Annotated in this window: 1 protein-coding gene; it reads left to right on the top strand. The window is 62.8% G+C overall.

What is annotated here, in order from left to right; genetic code table 11:
- A partial coding sequence (locus AF337_RS16040) for an alpha/beta fold hydrolase (RefSeq protein ID WP_152971103.1) occupies positions 1–360 on the top strand: 360 nt, incomplete at both ends.

Here is a 360-nt window from a genome sequence, read left to right as displayed (position 1 = left end):
CCGCCTGCACTATCGCATCGACGGCGACAGGAGTGCGGCCGGCAAACCGTGGCTCATGTTCTGCAATTCGCTCGGAACCGACCTGCACATGTGGGATGCGCAGGCAGCCGCTTTGTCGCAGCATTACCGCGTGCTGCGTTATGACCGCCGCGGCCACGGCCTGTCGTCGGCACCGCCGCCGCCCTATGCGCTGTCAGACCTCAGCAATGATGTCCTTGCGCTGCTCGATGCTCTGGAGATAGAGCGGACGCATTTCTGCGGTCTGTCGATCGGCGGCCTGACCGGACAGTGGCTGGGCATTCATGCCGGACAACGTCTGGGCAAAATTCTTTTGTGTGCGACGTCCGCCAAGATCGGCAC

Source organism: Rhizobium ecuadorense (assembly GCF_001187535.1).
Lineage (GTDB): Bacteria > Pseudomonadota > Alphaproteobacteria > Rhizobiales > Rhizobiaceae > Rhizobium > Rhizobium ecuadorense.
This window is presented reverse-complemented; position numbering and strand designations above follow the sequence as displayed.